This window comes from Halorubrum sp. GN11_10-6_MGM, from assembly GCF_005435165.1.
Classification (GTDB): domain Archaea; phylum Halobacteriota; class Halobacteria; order Halobacteriales; family Haloferacaceae; genus Halorubrum.
In genome coordinates, this window is the sequence record NZ_SGUC01000010.1 from 1 (window position 1) to 17661 (window position 17661).

The following is a 17661-nucleotide window of genomic DNA, read 5'->3' on the forward strand; positions in this document are numbered from 1 at the left end:
GACCGATTCCGACCCAAACACATCTAGCGGAATCATCCGTGTCGGACACCGCTGACGCGGTGTCCTTGTCCTCTTCGACACGACAGCGACAGCTCGCCAGTATCAACAATCTCCTACAGAAGAGCGTGCTCTCATTAATCCACGCATTTTCTAAGTAGGGATCTACCTCCTCCTCGAAGTAATCGACAGGATCTCTGCTAAGTGGAACTCTCTCGCGTTGTCGCATACTCGTATCATGCTCAGGATTACCGTTTCCGTCGGTCACGATCTCCGCGTCGTCGTTCTGCTCGCCGAGCGCCCGCTCGATCGCGTTATAAACGCTATTTCGCACGTCGACGCCGTTCATGTTGAACGCCAACTCTACATCGTTTATAAACTCGTCACGGTCCATCCACTGCTTCTCGGCGTCCAGCGTCCGCAGCGCCTCCTTCACCGCCTCTTGGGTCTCCTCGTCGCGGTTCGTGAACGCGCGCTCGTCGTCGAGGCTCTCGATGCGCTCTTCCGTGGCTTGGAAGCTCATCCGAAGCGGACGATCGATCACGATGCGCCGGTAGCCGAACTCTTCCGTGGGGACGACCTTCGAGCGCCCGTTCGCCTCCAGATCGCCGAAGATACGCGAGATCTCGTCGATGTGTTCCTGCGCGAGTTCGTGGCGCTTCTCCCCGAGGCTCTCGTCCATCTCGGCGTAGAGGTCCTGCGCGTCGATGAGTTGGACCACGTCTTCGCGCTCCTCGGGCTTGTCGTTCGAGAGCACCCAGATGTACGTGCGGATGCCCGTGTTGTAGAAGAGGTTCTCCGGGAGGCCGACGATCGCCTCTAGCCAGTCGTTTTCGAGGATCCAGCGCCGGATCGCCGACTCGCCGCTGTTCGGACCGCCGTTGAACAGCGGCGAGCCGTTGAACACGACCGCGATCCGAGAGCCGCCCTCCTCTTGCGGCTTCATCTTGCTGATCATGTGCTGGAGGAAGAGGAACGCGCCGTCGTTGGTCCGTGGCGTCCCCGCGCCGAACCGCCCGCCGAACCCTTCTTCGTCGTGTTCGCGCTCGATCTCCTCTTTCACCTTCTTCCACGAGACGCCGAACGGGGGATTCGAGAGCATGTAGTCGAACCGCTGGCGCTTGAACCCGTCCTGCGTGAAGGAGTTGCCGTAGGCGATGTTGTCGGGCTCCTGCCCTTTGATCAGCATGTCCGAGTTACAGACGGCGTAGGACTCGGGGTTCAGCTCCTGCCCGAAGACGTGAAGCCGGGCGTCGTTGTTGAGCTGGCGGACGTACTCCTCGGCGACGCTGAGCATCCCGCCGGTCCCGCAGGCCGGGTCGTAGACGGTGCGGACCGCGCCCTGCTCCGAGAGCGCCTCGTCGTCCTCCTGAAAGATGAGATTCACCATCAGCTCGATCACCTCGCGGGGCGTGAAGTGCTCCCCGGCGGTCTCGTTGCTGAGCTCGTTGAACTTCCGGATCAGCTCCTCGTAGATGTACCCCATCTCCTCGTTCGGGACCTCGTCGGGATGGAGGTCGATCTCCGCGAACTGGCGAACGACCTTGTAGAGCAGGTCGGCGTCGTCGAGCCGCTGGATCTGGTGTCCGAAGTCGAACTTCTCGAAGATCTCTTTCGTCTCCTCGTCGTACTGATTGATGTAGTACTGGAGGTTCTCCGCGATGTTGTCCGGGTCGTTACACAGCATTTCGAACGTGTACTCGCTCGTGTTGTACACCTCGGCGTCGGCGGCCTTCTTGAGCGAGGGAGCGACGTTCTCGATGCCCTGCGCCTGGAGCTGCTCGTAGCGTTCGAGGACCTCGTCTTTGTTCCGCGCCGTTACACAATCCAGACGTCGTAGAACCGTCAGCGGGAGAACAACCTTCTGATACTCCGACTGCTTGTAATCTCCTCTGAGGAGGTCGGCAATGGACCAAATAAAATCCGCCCGCTCGTTGAAGTTATCGACCATCTACTTCGTGACCAGAAACCACGTCTGAATAATAGTTTGGACCTGTTGGTGCCGCGGCTCCGGGTTCGGGGACCGGCTCGGAATCCCGCGCGGACCGAGACGCTCACCGCCGCGCCACGATCCGCCCGGCCAAGACGCCGACGAGCGCGATCATGCCCGCCATCGCGAGGTACAGCGCCAGCCCGATCGCCTCGCCGTTCGCGCCGTTCACGCCCGCCAGTCCGAGGAACGCGAGGGCGACGACGGCGTGGAGCGCGAGCACGCCGGACGGGACGTTCGCGCCGAGGTCGAATCCGATCTCCATACGCGCGCTACGGCGAGCGGCGGAAAAAGTCGTCCGGTCACTCCGCGGACCGGGAATCCCGCCCGCCGCCGGGGCGCCACACTAAAGCGACCCCGGCGCGACGGCTAGCCCGATGACCGACGCCCCCTCCCGACGCGAGTGGCTCGCCGCGGTCGGCGCGGCGACGGCGACCGCCGCGGCCGGCTGCGCCTCCCTCGACAGTCCGCCGGTCGACCGCGAGCGGGACGCCCCCGACGTCGAGCCGGGGGCAGGAGACCCGACGCCGCAGACGTTCCCCCCGGGCGTCGCGCAGTTCCGCGGGTCGCTGGAGCGGTGGGGGTACTACCCCGACGAGACGGTCCCCGACGCGGTCGAGGAGGCGTGGCGGGTCCCCGAGGTGAACACCGGCACGCACAGCGCGGCGAAGGCGAGCGCGGTGCCGACCCCCGACGGCGGCGTCGTCCTCCCGGGCGACACGGGCGACCTCCTCGCGATAACGGCCGACGGCGACGTCCGCTGGCGCGGCGAGACGAACGCCGGGGGGCGCGGGATTCACGGCACGCCCGCGGTCGCGGACGGCCGCGCGTACGTCGGCGCGTACGACGGCGTCTGCTACGCGTTCGCGCTCGACTCCGGCGAGCTCGACTGGTCGACGGACCTCGGCGGCTCGATCGGGTCGAGCCCGCTGTACCTCGACGGCGAGCTGTACGTCTCCGTCGAGTTCCCGGACCCCGAGGGGCGCATGTTCGCGGTCGACGCGGCGACCGGCGACGTGACGTGGGAGGAGCCCGACCACCGCCCCACCGACCACCCGCACTCCTCGCCCGCCGTCTCGCTCGACGCCGGGCGGATGGTGTGCGGCTCGAACGACGGCTACCTGTACTGCTGGAGCTTCCCCGGTCTGGAGTTCCAGTGGCGCTTCGCGACCGACCCGCCGAGCTCGAACCAAGGAGAGATCAAGGGTCCGATCGCGACGTACGACGGCGCCGCCTTCTTCGGCTCGTGGGATTTCAACGTGTACCGTGTGGATCTCGCGACGGGCGAGGAGGACTGGCGCTTCGAGACGGGCGACCTCTCGATGACGGGGCCCGCGATCGACCCCGAGCGCGACGTCGTGTACATGGGGAGCCACGACGACCACCTGTACGCGCTCGACGCGTCGACGGGCGAGATGGAGTGGCGCTTCCGGACCGGGCGCCCGCTCACCGGCTGCGCGACGGCCACGGGCGACCGCGTCCTGACGGGCTCGAAGGACGGCACCCTCTACGCGCTCGAGGCCGACTCCGGCGAGGAGGTGTGGCGCGTCGAGCACGACGGGTGGATAACCAGCGCGCCCCGCGTCGTCGACGGGGACATCTACTACGCCGAGCGCGCCCCGGACCCGGACGGCGGCGACGCCGACGGCGGCGGGTACAAGCTCGTCGCCGCGGAGTGAGCGGGCGCCGCCGCGTAGCCCGTTACAGCACGTCGCCGATCCGGACCGGCTCCCCGTCAAGCTCGGGGTCCTCGGCGACGATCGTCAGGACCTCGTGGTCGGTGACGTCTCGGTACGACTTCCCGGTCGCCTCCTCGATCAGCGTCTTCTCCAACTCGAACTCGGTCCCCTCGTAGACGACGTCGACCCCGCGGTCGATGAACGTCAGTTCGGTGCTCATGCGTCGGCGTAGGCGGCGAATCTGTAAAAGGAGCGCGACACGGGCCGGTCGCCGTTTCGACGCCGAGGACGAGATCCGCTCGGCCGATCGACTACTCGTCGTCGTCGCGCATCTCGGAGAGACGACCGACGAGGTCGTCGGTGTCGGCGTCGCCCTCGATCGAGACCTCCCCGTCGTGGTCGTTCTCGTGGACGTTCACCGCGTCGTCCTCGTCGGTGTCGACGTCCTGGTCCTTCTGTTCGCTCTCGTCGTACGATCCGAATCCCATAGGCGCCACTTCGGCGGGGCACTGAAAAGCGCGGCGACCGTGATCCGCCGCGGTAGGAGTTCACGTGCCGAGAGGTGCCGGGCCGGAGGCGGCGCGCCCGCGTCCGACGCCCGTCCGACGCCCCGTACCGTTTATACGCGCGGGGCGACTGCTCCCGGTGTGTCGCTGCGAGGAGACGGTCCGATAGAGGAGCTCGCGATCCCCTCGGGGACGACCGTCGAGGAGCACGACGTCGTCGTCGACGGCGACGTGCTCGTGGGCGGGCAGTCTACCGTCGAGCTCGGCGTTCGCGGCCGCAACGTCGCGATCGGCGAACGCGTGCGCGTCGCCAACGACATCGAGGCGGAGGGCGACTGCCGGCTGGACACCTGGTGTTCCGTCGACGGCAACGTGCTGGTCGGCGAGGACGCCTACCTCGGCGAGCGAGTGACGGTCACCGGCCGCCTGATGGTTTCGGGCGACCTCGACATCGGCGACGACGTGACGATCGAGGAGGGGTTCGAGGCCAACGGCTGGATCGTCATCCGCAATCCCGTCCCGACGATCGTCTTCTACTTCATCGTCCTCTCGCAGCTGTTACGCGTCGGCGAGACCGACGCCGCCGACGAGCTGGCCGAGGCGCTCGCCGACGGCGACGACGTCCGCGACCCCCTCTTGATTCCGCGGAGCGCCGAGATCTCCGACGACGCGTGGCGCGTGTCGACGCCGGCGACGGTCGGCGACGACTGTCGCCTCCACGGCAACCTCCGCGCGGCGTCGATCCGCGTCGGGGAGCGCAACGAGGTGTTCGGCTCGCTGCGCGCCCGCGAGGACGTCACCGTCGGCGCCGAGACGATCATCCACGGCGACGTGACCACCCGGGGCGGAACCGTGACAGTCGAAGCCGGGGCGCGCGTCCTCGGCGACGTCTCCGCCGGCGATCTCGTGGTGTACGACGGCGCCGAGATTCAGGGGACCCTCCGGGCCCGCGGCGAGATGAAGCTGATCCAAGCGACCGAAGACGAGGGCGAGACCGACGAGGCGGGCGAAGCGGGTGCCGGAGAGGCGGGCGAATCGAACGAAGCCAACGCTGGCCAATCCGACGAACCCGGGGACGAGGAAGCGGACGATACCGATGCCGAGAACGGCGAAACGAGCAAGAACGGCGAAACTGACGAATCTGGGGCCGACGCCGGCCGCGAACCGGACGACGACGACCACGAATCGGACACTGACGCCGACTTCGACGACGACGCCGACGCCGAGGCGACCCCGACGGTGAAGGCCGACGCGGGGTCGACGACGGACGGGACTGGGCCCGAGGACGCTTCCTGACCCGACAGTCAGAACACATTCGCTCCGACTGGGCGAGTCTCAGAAGATTCCGCATTGGCGCCTAGAAAGCCGCTTTTTTCGTGGCGTTCCGAACGGGTCAACCGATAAACCGCCGCTCGTGCCGACGGTTAACCCGATTTTACCCGATTTAATTTCACACAAATTCTAAACTGACACAAGGCACTTACAACAGGCACCGAAAGGGGCGGGTGCGTCATGAGCAGAACGCTGACGGCGACCCGCCGCGCCGCGCTGGCGGGACTGGGCGCGATCGTCGCATCGGGAAGCGTGACAGGCGTCGCCGCGGCCGCGGAGAGCGACTGGACCGTCGAGAAGACCGAGACAGACAGCACGCTTCACGACGTGGTGTCGGCGAACGCCGGTCGGTTCGCGGTCGGCGGCGGCGGCGTCCTCGCGGCGCGCGGCGCCGAGGGGTGGCGGACGCTCCGCGACGGCGGTCCGACCGGGAACGGGAACAACCTCTACGGCGCCGGCGTCACCGACGACGGCGAGCGCGTCTGGTTCGTCGGCGCGAGCGGGGCCATCGGCGAGTACGTCCCCGCGACGGACACGCTCGTGGACCACTCGGCGCCGATGGACAACACGAACAACTACAACGCGGTCGCCGTCACCGGCGCCGCCGGCGAGGCGAACCTCTACGTCGCCGGCGACTCCGGGAAGATCTACTACAGCTTCGAGAACGGCGCGACGGGCACGTGGGACTACGTCACGCCGGGCAGCGGCTCCGCGCTCCCCGCGATCGACTTCCACGGCCCGCGGAGCGGGCACGCGATCGACACGAACGGCCGCGCGTTCGCCACCGACGACGGCGTCACGTGGAACGCGATCGGCATCGAGGACGCGAACGTGACGTTCTACGGCCTCGACAGCGACGCGCCGGACGACGTCGCCGTCTCCGGCGGCAACGGCGCCCTCCTGACGTACGACGGCGCGAGCTGGACGCCCGACGCGCTCGGCGACGCCGATCTCCTCGACGTCGAAACCGACGGCGAGACCGGCTACGTCGTCGGGGGCGGCGGCGTCGTTCAGGAGCTCACCGCCGACGACCGCGCGCTCCTCGACACGCCGACCGGGGAGAACTTGAACGCGGTCGACGTCGACGGCGACGCCGTCGTCGTCGGCAACAGCGGGACCGTCCTGGGCCGGTAACCGTCCCGACGGCTCCGGCCGCGCGCTGGCGCGCGCCGGCGACGAAATAGGTCTCGACGGTCCATACCCGCCGTCCGCGACCTATCGGGTCCCTCTCTCAGTCGCCGTCTCCGTCCGGGGCGGCGACGAACACCTCGTCGTCGAGCCGACCGCAGACCGCGTCGGCGAGCGTCCGAAGGTTCACCGTGTCCTCGCGGTTGTACGAGACGAGCGTCTCCAGCGCCGCCTCGTCCCCGCGCTCGTACTCGCGCCAGAGGCGGACCGCGTCGCGCCCGGAGATGTCCGGCCGGTCGCGCTCGATCCCCAGCTGTTTCTCGATCGGTTTCAGCCCGCCCGAGAGCCCGATCCGTTTGGCGGGGTACATCAGGTCGAGGTGCGGCGTGTCGATCTCGACGTCGAACGAGGTCTCCAAGAAGGGCACGTCGAACCGCGCGCCGTTGAACGTCGCGAGCAGGCTCGCGTCCGCGAACTGCTCCCGGAGGCGCCGCGCGGTGAGGTCGTCCCCCGCGACCAGCGTCGTCGTCTCGCCGCCCTGATGGAAGCTGACCGTCGTCACGCGGTCGCGCCGCTCGTCGAGCCCGGTCGTCTCGATGTCGAAAAAGCAGGTCTCCTCGCGGAAGTTCTCGTAGAGCCGCCAGCGCTCGCCCGAGGGGAACGTCCGGTCGAAGTAGGCGGAATCGCCGTCGTCGAGCCGCGCGAGCGCCTCCGCGATGAACGACTCGATCCGGTCCGTCGTCGTCGCCCCCATCCCCGGCACGTCGACCGCGGGATCGAAGTCGTCCCACGTCGTGACCCCTCGCTCCCAGAGGCGCCGTTCGGTCGTCTCGCCCACCCCCTCGACGGGGATGAAGCTGTTCTCGATGCGCATGTCCGTCCCGGAGCGTCGCGCGGTGAAAAAGTCGGCGGGAGCCGGGCGCCCGGGGAGTGACGAAAAGCTAACGTCGTCCGAGCCGGAGGGAGTCACGTGACTGACCGAGCGAACAGGCGGGGAGAAGACGCGAACGCCGAGGCGGATCGTACACCCCCCGCCGAAGCGACCCTGATCGGCCACCGCGGGTGCGCCGGACGGTCCCCCGAGAACACTGTCGCGGCCGTCGAACGCGCCGCGCCGCGCGTCGACGCCGTGGAGATCGACGTGCGCCGGTGCGCGAGCGGCGAACTGGTCGTCTTCCACGACGCCGAACTCGACCGCCTGACCGGGGCCTCCGGACGCGTCGCGGACGCCGACTGGGACGAGCTCCGCGAGCTGACGGTCCTCGACTCGGGCGAGCCGATCCCGCGGCTCCCCGAGATCCTCACCGCCGCGCCCGACGACCTTCTCGTCAACGTCGAACTCAAGGAGGCAGGGGTCGCGATCGACGCCCTCGACGCCGTCCGCGAGGCCGGCGTCGACGCGCTCTTCTCGTCGTTCCTGCCGAGCGAGCTGTCGGCGCTGCGAGACCGCGGCCCGGCGACGGCCCGCGCGCTGCTCGTCGCGGACGGGAACGCCGAGCGCGCGGTCGAGACGGCGACCGAACTGGGCTGTGTCGCGGTTCACCCGCCGATCGACGTCGCGACCGACCCGGGGTTCGTCGAGGTGGCACGCGAGGCTGGACTGGCGGTGAACGCGTGGACCGCGACCGACCGCGACGACGCCGAGCGGCTCCTCGCCGCCGGCGTCGACGGGGTCATCGCCGACCGGTGGGACCTGTTGCCGGAGCCGTCGTCGCGGAGTTAAGTGGCCGCGCGCCAAGTGGGACGTATGTGCGGCCGCTACACGCTCTTTACCCCGACCGCCGACCTCGAAGCCCGGTTCGGCGCAGACTTCGGCGACCGGGAGCCGAGCTACAACTGCGCGCCGGGACAGTCGCTCCCCGTGATCGCCGACGAGGACCCGTCCGCGGCGACCCGGATGGAGTGGGGGCTGACCCCCTCGTGGGCCGACGAGTCGTTCGACCTCATCAACGCCCGCGCGGAGACGGTCCGGGAGAAGCGGAGCTTCGCGGACGCCTTCGAGCGCCGGCGCTGTCTCGTCCCCGCCGACGGCTTCTACGAGTGGGTCGAGGGCGGCCCCGAAGGGGGCGGTTCCGGCAAGACGCCGTACCGCGTCGCGTTCGAGGACGACCGCCCGTTCGCGATGGCCGGGATCTACGAGCGGTGGGAGCCGCCGACGCCGGAGACGACCCAGACCGGGCTCGACGCGTTCGGCGGCGGGAGCGAGGGCGACGAAGACCCCGACGGGCCCGACGTTATCGAGTCGTTCGCGGTCGTGACCACGGAGCCGAACGACCTCGTCGCCGACCTCCACCACCGGATGGCGGTGATCCTCGATCCCGACGCGGGCGAAGAGGAGACGTGGATCCGGGGTGACGCGGACGAAGCGGCCGCCCTGCTCGATCCGTACCCGAGCGACGAGCTGACCGCACACCCGGTGTCGACGCGGGTGAACTCGCCGGCGGTCGACGCCCCGGAGTTGATCGAGCCCGTCGCCGGGGACTGAGCCGCGGCCGCCGGCGGAGCGCTTCCGCCTCTCAGGGCGCGACCAGATCGACGACCGTCTCGTCGTCGACGACGACGTTGTACGCCCCCTCGTCCTCGTTCCAGAGGACCAGCCCGTTCTCGACGAAGACGACCGATCCGTAGTCGGCATCGCGCAGATCGCGGTTCAGGGCGGTCTCGCGCGTACAGACGAGGTAGTGATCGGTCGCCTGCGAGCCGTCGCCGACGCGGTAGAGGGCGTTGTCGCCCTCGCTCAGGTCGTGGCTCAGCTTCACCGCCAGCAGGTTCACCCGGTCGGTGACGTGGCGCTCCGACTCGGCCATGCGCGCGCACCGCTCCGCGCTCGCCTCGACGTCGACGCGCCGCTTCCCGTCGCGGCGGAGGATCGAGTAGGCGAACTGGACGTCGACGTTGACGAACTCGCCCGGATCGTCGGTCTCGCCGCGCGCCGTCGCCTCGTCGAGCCGGCGCTGGAACGGCGGGACCGCGAGGTCGGCGGCGACGTCGAACGACCAGCCCGGGTCGGTCGGAACCGCGTCGGGCCACAGCCGCAGCGCCGGCGAGTAGATCTCGGCGTCGCTGCCCGGCATCCCGCCGCGCCCCGACCCCTCGCCCGCGACGAGCGCGCGCTCGACCCGCCGGAGCCCGATCGCGGTGTTCCGATCGGCGGGCGCGAACGCGACGAGGCTCCCGTCGGGCGCGAGCGCGTCGAGCGCGGCGTCGGCGACCGCGACCGGGTCGGCGAGCTCGGAGAGGACGTTCCCGAAGAGCACGAGATCGAACGGGTCGTCCGTCGCGGCGGAAGATTCCGCGCGCTCGTCGACCCAGAGGAACGCCTCCGCGGTCGTCTCGTGGACCGTCGTCCGGAAGTTGCGACCGGTCTCCTCCAGCATGCGGTCGAGCACGTCCGTCGCGGCGCTCGGCTCGACGGCGTGGTACTCGACGACCGCGTCGTCGGGGAGGTAGTCGTGGAGGCCGAGCGCGGGCCCGCCGACCCCGGCGCCCACGTCGAGGACGCGGAGCGTCCGGTCGAGCAGGCCGTTCTCGGTCAGGTCGTCGAGGACGTAGCCGACCGTCGCGTAGTACGCCGGCAGGTGGTAGATCGCGTAGCCGAGCGCCGCGACGCGGTCGTACTCGACGTCGTTCTCGTAGAGGTAGTCGGTCTTCAGCCGGCGGACCCGCTCGCGGAGTTCGTCGCCGGAGTCACCGCGGTGCCAGTTCGCGCCGTACTCCCGCACGAGCAGGTCCTCGACCGCGAACGCGTACGACTCCGGCAGCTCCTTCGGCGCCCAGCCCGGCGGGTCGACGGGGGTCTCCTCGACGGGGACGAACGCCCCGTCCTCGCGCTCGCGGAGGCGCAGGTCGAACGCCTCCTCGCGGAGCGTCTCGCGGACGACCGCCGGGTGCGGCGTCCCCTCGATGTACTCGGCGATCTCGTCGGGGTCGATCGGTCTGACGTTTCGCAGGTAGTTCGCGTTGTTCCGGACCGCGGTTCTGTCGATCATTGGGTTCTCGTCTGGTTCGCGTCGTCTCACTCCAGCCGCTCCCGCCCCTCGCGGTCGCCGCGAGCGCGCTCGTAGAGGGCGGCGAACTCCTCGTCGTCCGCGTCCGCGATCGCCGCCGCGGCGTCGGCCACGTCCTCGGCGCCGTCGAAGGCGCGCTGGATTTCGGCGTACACCGCGGGCGATCCCTCGGTGACGGTGTCTGCCACCTCCTCTAAGGCGGCCGAGACCGGGGTGTGGAACTCCTCGCGGACGGGGTCGGCGGCCAGACGCCACGCGAGCACGGCGGCGTGCGCGCCCGCCTGAACCGTCTCCATCGCCGCGTCGTGGTCGGCGGCGGTCGTCTCGAAGGTGTCGTTGCCGCCGGCCTCGATCGCGTCGGTGAGCGCCGCGACCGCGGGACCGGACTCGTCGACGACGACCGCCACGTTCCCCGGCACGCGCGGCGGGGCGAACAGCGGGTGGTAGCTCGCGCGTTCGAGGCCGGGGGCGTGCTCGCGCATCGCCGCGATCGCGTCGGTCATCTCGCCGGAGACGTCGACGATCGCCCGCTCCGCGCGCGGCGCGTACGCCTCAACCGCCGCCGGCACCGCCGACATCGGCACCGCGAGGCAGACGACGTCGTGGACGGAGTCCCCGTCGGCGTCGACCGTCCGCGCGTCGCGCCCCGCCGCGGCGTCGGCCGCGACGGCGGGGTCGCGGTCGGCGAACGCGACGCTCGCGTCGACGGGCGCGGCGTCGGCCGAGACGGTGTCGGCGACCCAGCGCCCGATCTCACCGGCGCCGACGACGAGGAGGTCCATCAGTTACGGGAACCGAGGTGACGCGCCGGTTAAAAGGACTCGCCTCGGGGCGGAGGCGGCGTTCGAACAGGCCGGGCCGGCTCCGTGCGAAAGACGGGTTCCGCTCGAACGGTGACCCGGTCGCCGAGTCACGGGGTCGGGGGGGTCCGGTCGCCGAATCACGGGGTCGAGGGGTCCGGTCGCCGAATCACGGAGCCGCGGCGTCCGGTCGCGGAGGGGCTCCCCACAACTGCGTGCCGTGGGGTGTCAGTCGGGCGCTCGAACGGTCCGCGTGGTGTGCGAGGCGGCGAACCGGAGCCGCAGCCGAGTTCGAGGACGCTCACGTCCCGGCGGAGGTTCCGGTCGGGGATATCGCGGAGCTCCGGACTCGGCTCGTTCGTACCGTAAAACACCGTCAGAGGAGTTCGACCGCGAGCCGGTCTGGTTTTGACCGACTACTCGTCGCGGTCGAGCGGTTCGCGGTGGAGCACCTCGTGATCGCGGAAGACGACGACCGCCAGCCGCGGCTCCTCGTCGACCGCGACCGTCGTCTCGTCGCCGGCGGTCACCTCGTCGGCGTCGGGGTCCCACGGGCGCAGCCCGTCGGTCGCCGGCTCCACGACGACGTCGACGTGGCCGGCGTCGAGGGCGTCGCCCCCGGCGTGCGCGAACGTCACGACGCCGCCCTCGTCCCGGTCGTCCGCCGGCTCGTACGCGACCTCGAAGGTCGCCTGCGGCGGGATCACGTGCTCCGTCACGGTCCGTGTCTCGTCGCCTCCGGTCCACTCGACGGCGATCGTCGCGCCGGCGGACAGCTCACCGAGCGACAGGGTCTCCCCGCCGGTCAGTCGGTCCGTCTCGTCGGCGGGCTGGGCGTCTGCCGGTTCGCCGTCGATCAGCACCCGGAACGCGTCCGCGTCGCGGCGAACCTCACCGACGTAACGGAGGGTCGTCCCCGACTCCCCGTCGTTTCCGACGCCGGAGTCGACGACGAATCCCCGTCGCGGCGCCGCCGAGAAGTGAGCGACGGAGCTGGTCACGGCGCCGTTCTCGAACTCGGAGTGGACGCTGACGATCACGGTGTCATCAAGACCGACGTCCGTCACCGTGACAGCGTCCCCGGTCGTCAGCTCGTCGTACTCGGCCGCGAACGCCGACTCCTGATCGCGTTCTCGCCCCCGAGATCCGCCGGCGCCGCTCACGGACACCCGCAACCGCTCCGGGTCGACCGGGCGTTCGCCGACGTACTCGACCGTCATGGTGTCGCCGTCGGCGTCGTACGTCGCCGCGACGCCGTCGCGGGCCGTGGTCGTCCCGCCGAGGTGCCGCTCGCGTTCGCCGCCGGTCCACACGAGCCGGACTCGCGAGAGCGGCGGGACCGGCGCGGTGAACGAGTCGTCCGGGCCGAACTCCTCGAGTTCGTCCGCGGGCTGGACGTCGGTCGGCTTCCGGCCGGCCTGTAGCTCCAGCTCCGAGGCCGGCAGCGCGCGACCGCCCCGGTGCCGTACCGTGACCTCGCCCGCGTCCGGGTCGTATTCGATCGACGCGCGCGTGTTCGGCGCGACCTCCTCCTCGGCGACCACGACCGGGTCGTCCGGCTCGTGCCACTCGACCGTGACCGTGCTGCCGAGCGGGAGTTCGCCGAGCGCCAGCTCCTCGTTCCCTGAGAGGGCGTCGTACTCGTCGGGGAACTGCGCGTCGGCCGGCTCCCCGTCGACCAGCGTCACGAACGCGTCCGCGGGGCGGGACTCGTCCCCGCCGTACCTGACGACGGTCCCCTCCTCGGCGCGCGAGTGGATCCAGACGTGGGGGGGCCGTACCCGGTGGTGGACGAGCGAGCCGAAACCGACGCCCGGCGGCTGCTCGACGTCGAATTCCAGCCGCACGCTCTCGCCGATCGACACGTCCTCGACGGTGACCGCGTCGCCGGGAGCGAGCGTCCCGTCGGTGAACTCGTCACCGACCGTCCGCGTACCGTCCTCGCTGCGGTGGACCAGCCGGAGGTCGCTCGCGTCGGCGGCGCGTTCGGCGTCGTAGGCGAGCTCCAGCGTCTCGGTCGACAGGTCGTAGTCGAGGCTGAACGCGTCGCGGTCGACCCGCTCACGGGCGTAGACGTCGTAGGCGTTCGCGTCCGGGTCGAACCACCGCAGCGCGACGGTCGCGATCAGACCGGTATCGACGGTGACCTCGTCGCCCGTCGCGAACGCGTCCCCGTCGAAGGCCGCGTCGCTCACCTCCTCACCGTCGTGCCACAGCTCCAGCTCGTCCGCCGGGACCGGCTCGCCCTCGACGTGTTCGAAGGTCACCGTTCCGGCGTCGCGGTCGAACCGGGACCGCACGTGGGCGTCCGGCGACGCCTCCGGGTCCCGCTCCGGGGGCGCCTCGACGACGGCGTCGACGAGGACGACGCCGTCGGATCGGGTTATCTCCGCCTCGACGAGCGCCGCCGGATCGACCTCGCCGACGAACCGCTCGACGGTCTCGTCGTCGATCCCGTCCGCGCCGTCCGCCGGTCGGATCGCGTACGCGTTCTCCGCCGTTCCCGTCAGGTCGCGGAGATCCTCGGGCGCGATCTCGAAGCCGGCGGCGAACGCCTCGACGCCGTCGGGGACCGCGGACGGGAACGGACCGCCGGCGGCGTCGGGGACGAGAAGCACCGTCTCGAACCCGCCGAGTTTCGGGAGTGCGGCCGTTCCCAGCGGCGACTCCGCCAATCGATCCGCCTCGTCGGCGGCCGCGCGCCCGGCGGTCCGGGCGGTCTCGACCCGGCCTGTGCCGTCGTCGTCCGCGGACTCGGCCGACCGACCGCGCGGGGTCGGCGGGGAGGCGCTCCCGACGGCGGCCGCCGCGACGCCGTCGCCGGTGACGAGCGCGACCTCGTCGTCCTCGGCCAGCCGCCAGCCCGCGGGGAGCTCCTCCGTCGTCTCGGCGTCCGCGGGCGCGTCGTCGCCCGACCCGCCGCCGGGCGCGTCGTCGCCGTCTTCCGCACCGACTACAATCGTCTCGCCGCGGTCGAGCCGGTCGAAGTCGCCGACGGCCGTCGTCAGGCCGACCCCGCGGCCGGCCGGCGTGACCGCGACCGTCGCCGACAGCTCGTCGGCGTCCACGCCGAGCCGGTCGGTCACGGAACGGACGCGGTAGCTCAGCTCCTCGGTCGCGTCGGCATCGACGCGGTCGGCGATCACCGTCGCGTACTCGGTCGAGAGCGCGTCGGGCGTCGGGACCGGGAGGAAGGCGTCGGCGAACGGCGCCGAGACGTCGACGTCGAGGTCGGCCGGCGTTCCGGCCGGTCGGTCGAGAAGGCGGGCGTCGGTCGCGGGGTCGAGAACACCGGTCAGCGCGGCGAGCGTCAGGGCGCCACCACCGAGGAAGCGGCGACGGGAGGGTCGTACCATACGCCGGCGTACAGACGCCGTATTTAAAGTAACACCGGTGACACAAGGCCGCGTCGTAGCTTTCCGGCGTCGCCCGGTCGCCTCGCGTCGTCGCCCGGTCGCCTCGCGTCGTCGCCGGTTCCCCGGCGATCTCAACTCTCGGCGCCGAGCCGGCCGACCACGCCCGCGCCGGGCGAGATCGAACGGACCGCCGGCAGCAGGGCGAGCGCGATCGCCAGCTCCAGCCCGCCGACGGCGAGGAACGCGGGCGCGTAGCCGAACGCGTCCGTGGCGCTCCCGCCGATGAGGAAGCCGGTGAGGAAGCCGAGCGATCCGAACACGTTGAACAGCCCCATCGCCGCGCCGCGCACCTCCGGCTCGACGAGGTCGGTGACGAGCGCCATCGTCGCCGGGGCCATCAGCGCGCCGCAGACGCCGACCAGCACCATCAGCCCGGCGGCGATCGGATACGCCGGCGCGACGCCGACGCCGACCGTGACGACCCCGTACGCGAGCGACCCGGCCACCACGGGGAGGAAGCGACCGATCCGGTCCGAGAGCGCGCCGAACGGCGACTGGAGCAGCGCGAACGGGACGAAAAAGAGCGCGAGCGTCGCGCCCGCCCCGGCCGCCGACAGCCCGAACGTCGCCGGGTCCTGGAAGTAGTAGACGCCGACGAGGGCGAAGAAGCCCGCCGTCAGCCGATCGACGAAGCCGAACGCGAGCGGGACGAGGAGGCCGGGCGTCGTCCGGGCGCGGGCGAGCACGTCGCGGAAGCCGACCTCGGCGGTCGGCGCGGCGTCGCCCCCGTCCGCGTCGCTCCCCGCCCGAGTCGGGCCCGTCGCCGCGCGGTCGTCGACGCTCGCCGCGAACAGCCCCGCCGCGGCCAACACGACCGCGCCGGCGTACACCGGGTACAGCGCGCCGAGGTCGGCGAGCGCGCCGCCGACGACCGAGCCGACGGCCGCGCCGAGCCCGATCGCGAGCCCCGCGGTCCCCATGTTGCGGCCGTTGCCGCCGCGGAGGTCCATGAGGAGGGTGATCGAGAGCGAGAACGCGCCGATGGTGAGCGCGCCGCCCACCACCCTGACGAGGAGCGCGGCCTCGAACCCGAGCCCGAGCCCCGGCAGCGACGCGAGCGCGACGTAGGAGGCCGCGCCGCCGAACGCTCCGACGACGATCAGGGGAGTCCGTCGCCCGAGCGCGTCCGAGAGCGCGCCCCAGACGACCGCGAACGTCACGAACGCGCCGAACTCCGCGACGAGGAACCACATGCCGGCGTCGATGCCGGCCGGCGCGCCGAGCGCGACGACGAGATCCGGAACGCCCGGATAGAGGAGGACCTGTGAGATCAACACCGCGAGGACGACCGCGCCGAGGCGACGGCGATCGGCCGCGTCCGCGTCACCGCCGCCGGGGGTGTCGGCGGAGCGCTCGCCGCCGCGGGAGGTCTCGGCTTCGGCGGCGGGGTCGGCGTCGCTCATCTACTTATAAAACGGGGCGAACGGGCAAAAGACCGACGCTCCCGGGGCCGAACTCGCCGCTCGCGACTGGGGCGGCCGAACGAACCGAACCGACTGAACGAGCCGAACCGGCCGAACCGACTGAACGAGCCGAACCGGCCGAACCGACTGAACGAGCCGAACCGGCCATACAGGCGGTCAGAGCGCGTCGTCGATCGCCGCGGCGATCGTCTCGGCGGCGTATCCTCCCTCCACCGGACTCCCGTTCACGAAGATCGTCGGCGTCCCGGAGACGCCCATCGACTCGCCCTCGGACCTGTCGCTCTGGGTGGTCTCCTCGTACGCCGAGAACTCGGCGTCGGCGAGGACCGCGCAGGGATCTGCGCCCGCGGTCTCCGCGGCCGCGCCGAGGGCCTCGCCGCCGTAGTTCCCCTGCGACTCGTAGGCGGCGGTGGCGAACTCGAAGAACGCCTCGTCGCCGTTGCGCGCGCCGACGCCGCGGGCCGCGCTCGCCACCGGGACCGCCCACGTCTCGTTGACCGGAATCGGGAAGTCCCAGTGCTGATAGTGGACGTCGCCCGGCTCGATGTACTCCTCCCGAATCGTCGGGAAGTGGTCGAGCTTGTACGTCGCACAGTGGCCGCAGGTGAAGTCCTCGAACGCCTGAACCGTCACGTCGGCGTCGGGGTTCCCCAGTGTCGGCCGGTAGTCGAGGTCCGGGTCCGTCGGCTCCGAGAGCGAGCAGTCGTACTCACCGGTGTCGAGGTTCAGTTCGCCGCCACCGCCAGCGCTGCCCCCGCCGAGACAGCCGGCGACGCCGACGACGCCGACCGTCGCTCCGGCCGCGAGCAGGGACCGCCGCGTGCGTTCCATATCCGCCGATGGGAACGGGACGCACTTAACCACACCGCGAGCCGAGGAGCGCGGCGACGGACCGACGGTGGCGTCGCCGGGCGCCGCACCGCTCCCGAACGCTTTTGCCGTCGCCTGTCGACCCCCACGTATGAGCGATTGGGACCTCGACCTGCGGGACGCCGAGGCGAAGATGGACGAGGCGTTCGCGGCCGCCGGCGACGTCGTCCTCGGCGTCTTGGACGGCACGACCGACCCGGAGGCGTGGGTCCGCAGCGTCGACTACGGGAACACGCTGGTGTTGTCCATCGAGGGCGACCTCAACGAGCTCGCCGCCCCCTTCGCGCGCGACGTGAAGGACATGGACGGCGAGCTGATGCACTTCCGGGGCTTCCTCGTGGTCACCCCGCCCGGTGTGAGCATCGACACCGACCGACTGAGCGACGCCGGCGGCGACGAGGGAACGGACGGCGACGGACGAACGGGCGGCGAGGAAGGAAGCGACGACGAGGGGAGCCCCGACTCGGACGGGCCCGAGGAGAAAAGCGGCGGCGAAGAGGCCTGAGGCGTTT

The 17661-nt window shown here is 70.9% G+C and carries 16 protein-coding genes; 6 read left to right on the forward strand and 10 right to left on the reverse strand.

What is annotated here, in order from left to right; translation table 11 throughout:
* Positions 1-1948 (reverse strand): class I SAM-dependent DNA methyltransferase (locus tag EXE46_RS06900; protein WP_137687695.1); only part of this gene is annotated, 1948 nt, incomplete at its 3' end.
* Between the two features lie 103 nt (positions 1949-2051).
* Positions 2052-2252: a hypothetical protein gene (locus EXE46_RS06905; RefSeq protein WP_137687696.1), complete on the reverse strand. Its 201-nt coding sequence runs from the start codon at positions 2250-2252 to the stop codon at positions 2052-2054.
* A gap of 112 nt (positions 2253-2364) precedes the next feature.
* Here EXE46_RS06905 and EXE46_RS06910 point away from each other — a divergent pair, with 112 nt between their 5' ends.
* Positions 2365-3666: a PQQ-binding-like beta-propeller repeat protein gene (locus EXE46_RS06910; protein ID WP_137687697.1), complete on the forward strand. Its 1302-nt coding sequence runs from the start codon at positions 2365-2367 to the stop codon at positions 3664-3666.
* Between the two features lie 22 nt (positions 3667-3688).
* Here the strand turns inward: EXE46_RS06910 and EXE46_RS06915 are convergent, their stop codons facing one another.
* Entirely contained in the window at positions 3689-3886 is a 198-nt protein-coding gene (locus EXE46_RS06915) for a DUF5800 family protein (protein WP_137687698.1), read from the reverse strand.
* Positions 3887-3977: 91 nt separating this feature from the next.
* A complete protein-coding gene (locus EXE46_RS06920; RefSeq protein ID WP_137687699.1) occupies positions 3978-4154 on the reverse strand; it encodes a DUF5786 family protein in 177 nt (58 codons plus the stop codon).
* A 159-nt stretch (positions 4155-4313) separates the two neighbouring features.
* On the opposite strand from EXE46_RS06920, the gene EXE46_RS06925 reads away from it, so the two are divergent.
* Both EXE46_RS06925 and EXE46_RS06930 read left to right on the forward strand, forming a co-directional pair.
* Complete coding sequence (locus tag EXE46_RS06925) at positions 4314-5468, forward strand: polymer-forming cytoskeletal protein (RefSeq protein ID WP_137687700.1); 1155 nt, start codon at positions 4314-4316, stop codon at positions 5466-5468.
* 288 nt (positions 5469-5756) lie between these two features.
* Positions 5757-6638, forward strand: coding sequence for a hypothetical protein (locus tag EXE46_RS06930; RefSeq protein WP_199234126.1), 882 nt, complete (start codon positions 5757-5759; stop codon positions 6636-6638).
* A 97-nt stretch (positions 6639-6735) separates the two neighbouring features.
* On the opposite strand, the gene EXE46_RS06935 is transcribed toward EXE46_RS06930, so the two are convergent.
* Entirely contained in the window at positions 6736-7506 is a 771-nt protein-coding gene (locus tag EXE46_RS06935; protein WP_137687702.1) for a ribonuclease H-like domain-containing protein, read from the reverse strand.
* Positions 7507-7602: 96 nt separating this feature from the next.
* On the opposite strand from EXE46_RS06935, the gene EXE46_RS06940 reads away from it, so the two are divergent.
* Entirely contained in the window at positions 7603-8355 is a 753-nt protein-coding gene (locus EXE46_RS06940; protein ID WP_137687703.1) for a glycerophosphodiester phosphodiesterase, read from the forward strand.
* Positions 8356-8379: 24 nt separating this feature from the next.
* Entirely contained in the window at positions 8380-9117 is a 738-nt protein-coding gene (locus EXE46_RS06945) for an SOS response-associated peptidase (protein ID WP_137687704.1), read from the forward strand.
* Positions 9118-9148: 31 nt separating this feature from the next.
* Here the strand turns inward: EXE46_RS06945 and EXE46_RS06950 are convergent, their stop codons facing one another.
* From EXE46_RS06950 to EXE46_RS06975, 5 genes are all read right to left on the reverse strand, one after another.
* Entirely contained in the window at positions 9149-10621 is a 1473-nt protein-coding gene (locus tag EXE46_RS06950; protein ID WP_137687705.1) for a small ribosomal subunit Rsm22 family protein, read from the reverse strand.
* 26 nt (positions 10622-10647) lie between these two features.
* Positions 10648-11421, reverse strand: coding sequence for a prephenate dehydrogenase/arogenate dehydrogenase family protein (locus EXE46_RS06955; RefSeq protein ID WP_137687706.1), 774 nt, complete (start codon positions 11419-11421; stop codon positions 10648-10650).
* A 434-nt stretch (positions 11422-11855) separates the two neighbouring features.
* On the reverse strand, positions 11856-14795 hold the full coding sequence (locus EXE46_RS06965; RefSeq protein ID WP_241981508.1) for a hypothetical protein: 2940 nt from the start codon (positions 14793-14795) through the stop codon (positions 11856-11858).
* A 131-nt stretch (positions 14796-14926) separates the two neighbouring features.
* Positions 14927-16258, reverse strand: coding sequence for an MFS transporter (locus EXE46_RS06970; protein ID WP_137687707.1), 1332 nt, complete (start codon positions 16256-16258; stop codon positions 14927-14929).
* 177 nt (positions 16259-16435) lie between these two features.
* A complete protein-coding gene (locus EXE46_RS06975; RefSeq protein ID WP_137687708.1) occupies positions 16436-17110 on the reverse strand; it encodes a DsbA family protein in 675 nt (224 codons plus the stop codon).
* Positions 17111-17240: 130 nt separating this feature from the next.
* On the opposite strand from EXE46_RS06975, the gene EXE46_RS06980 reads away from it, so the two are divergent.
* Complete coding sequence (locus EXE46_RS06980; protein WP_241981509.1) at positions 17241-17654, forward strand: DUF5779 family protein; 414 nt, start codon at positions 17241-17243, stop codon at positions 17652-17654.
* Positions 17655-17661 lie beyond the last annotated feature (7 nt).

Coding starts and splice junctions, on each gene's coding strand:
- EXE46_RS06975 (WP_137687708.1), bottom strand. CDS start 17,110: ATGGAACGCACGCGGCGGTCCCTGCTCGCGGCCGGAGCGACGGTCGGC.
- EXE46_RS06945 (WP_137687704.1), top strand. CDS start 8,380: ATGTGCGGCCGCTACACGCTCTTTACCCCGACCGCCGACCTCGAAGCC.
- EXE46_RS06970 (WP_137687707.1), bottom strand. CDS start 16,258: ATGAGCGACGCCGACCCCGCCGCCGAAGCCGAGACCTCCCGCGGCGGC.
- EXE46_RS06915 (WP_137687698.1), bottom strand. CDS start 3,886: ATGAGCACCGAACTGACGTTCATCGACCGCGGGGTCGACGTCGTCTAC.
- EXE46_RS06920 (WP_137687699.1), bottom strand. CDS start 4,154: ATGGGATTCGGATCGTACGACGAGAGCGAACAGAAGGACCAGGACGTC.
- EXE46_RS06935 (WP_137687702.1), bottom strand. CDS start 7,506: ATGCGCATCGAGAACAGCTTCATCCCCGTCGAGGGGGTGGGCGAGACG.
- EXE46_RS06950 (WP_137687705.1), bottom strand. CDS start 10,621: ATGATCGACAGAACCGCGGTCCGGAACAACGCGAACTACCTGCGAAAC.
- EXE46_RS06910 (WP_137687697.1), top strand. CDS start 2,365: ATGACCGACGCCCCCTCCCGACGCGAGTGGCTCGCCGCGGTCGGCGCG.
- EXE46_RS06955 (WP_137687706.1), bottom strand. CDS start 11,421: ATGGACCTCCTCGTCGTCGGCGCCGGTGAGATCGGGCGCTGGGTCGCC.
- EXE46_RS06980 (WP_241981509.1), top strand. CDS start 17,241: ATGAGCGATTGGGACCTCGACCTGCGGGACGCCGAGGCGAAGATGGAC.
- EXE46_RS06905 (WP_137687696.1), bottom strand. CDS start 2,252: ATGGAGATCGGATTCGACCTCGGCGCGAACGTCCCGTCCGGCGTGCTC.
- EXE46_RS06965 (WP_241981508.1), bottom strand. CDS start 14,795: ATGGTACGACCCTCCCGTCGCCGCTTCCTCGGTGGTGGCGCCCTGACG.